The 1323-nt window shown below is 74.4% G+C and carries 2 protein-coding genes and 1 pseudogene; all 3 read left to right on the top strand.

Annotated features, from left to right (window positions below; genetic code table 11):
• Positions 1–342 (top strand): FAD:protein FMN transferase (locus AB0M20_RS43980; RefSeq protein ID WP_364307484.1); only part of this gene is annotated, 342 nt, incomplete at its 5' end.
• On the top strand, positions 339–944 hold the full coding sequence (locus tag AB0M20_RS43975) for a ferric reductase-like transmembrane domain-containing protein (protein ID WP_364307482.1): 606 nt from the start codon (positions 339–341) through the stop codon (positions 942–944). The genes AB0M20_RS43980 and AB0M20_RS43975, both read left to right, overlap by 4 nt.
• Positions 941–1323, top strand: a pseudogene (locus AB0M20_RS43970) (NADH-quinone oxidoreductase subunit I); the annotation flags it as partial. The gene AB0M20_RS43975 and the pseudogene AB0M20_RS43970, both read left to right, overlap by 4 nt.

The raw sequence follows: 1323 nt of genomic DNA, 5'->3' as shown, positions 1-1323 counted from the left end.
GGCGGCACAGCATGGCGGGTGCTGGTGCAGGACCGGCCGGGTGATCCGCGGTGCGTCGTCCGGCTGCCGGCCGGCGCCGCCCTGGCCACGTCGAGCACCGCCGCGCGCCGCTGGGGACCCGGCCGCCTGCTGCACCACATCGTGGACCCGCGCACCGGCCGGCCCGCGGAGCCGGTCTGGCGCACGGTGTCCGTGGCGGCGAACTCCTGCCTGGACGCCAACACGCTCAGCACCGCCGCGATGGTCCGCGGCCGGACCGCCCTCGAGCTGCTTCACCAGGTGCCGGCGCGGCTGGTGACGCCCGGCCTCGACATCGTCCGCACGAGTGGGTGGCCGTCGTGACCGATGCGCTCTGGTTCTTCGGGCGCGGCAGCGGCGTCGTCACGCTCGTGCTGATCAGCATCGTGGTGGCCCTCGGCGTCGGCGCCCGCTCGGGCCGGCCCGCCTTCGGCCTGCCGCGCTTCGCGGTCAGCCTGTTGCACCGCAACGCGGCCCTGCTGGCGATGGTGCTGCTCGCCGGGCACGTGCTCGGCCTCTACTTCGACCCCTACGCTCAGCTTCGCCTCGTCGACCTCGTGCTGCCGTTCGCGGGCCGGTACCGCCCGATCTGGCTCGGCCTGGGCACGCTGGCCATCGACCTGATCGTGGCGATCGTGGTGACCAGCCTGCTGCGCAAGCGGATCGGCGCCCGGGTGTGGCGCATCGTGCACCGGCTCGCCTACCTGTGCTGGCCGCTCGCCGTGCTGCACGGTGTCCAGACCGGCACCGACGGCCGCACCTGGTGGATGTGGACCGTCGTCGCCGCCTGCGTCGGCATGGTCCTGGCCGCGGTCGCGTGGCGGCTCTCCCCGGGCTTCGCCCGGTTCCCACAGCGAGTCGAACGCCGGGTCAGCGCGAGCGCCGCGGAAAGAAGCGCGAGCGCCTTGGAAGGAGCACCGCGATGAACCTCGCGACCACGACGACCGCCCGTCTGCTGGCGGAGCAGACCGGCGGGCCGGTCCCGCGGTTCACCGCCGCCGGGCTGATCGGGTTGCTGCGCGAGGCCGGGCTCACCGGTCGCGGCGGCGCCGGGTTCCCGGCCTGGCGCAAGCTGGACGCCGTCGCGTCGGCGGGCGGGACCGCGGTGGTGATCGCGAACGGCGCCGAGGGCGAGCCGGCCAGTGGCAAGGATCGGCTGCTGCTCGCGTACCGTCCGCATCTGGTCCTGGATGGACTGCAAGTAGTCGCCTACGCACTCGGCGTGCGCACCGCCCACCTCTATCTGCCCGCCGCGGCGGCAGATAGAGGCATCCGATCCGTGCTCGCCGCCCGGCGGGATCCGGT

This window comes from Actinoplanes sp. NPDC051633, from assembly GCF_040681735.1.
Lineage (GTDB): Bacteria > Actinomycetota > Actinomycetes > Mycobacteriales > Micromonosporaceae > Actinoplanes.
Note: the sequence above shows the minus strand (reverse complement) of the source record. Positions and strands in the feature narration are given on the sequence as shown.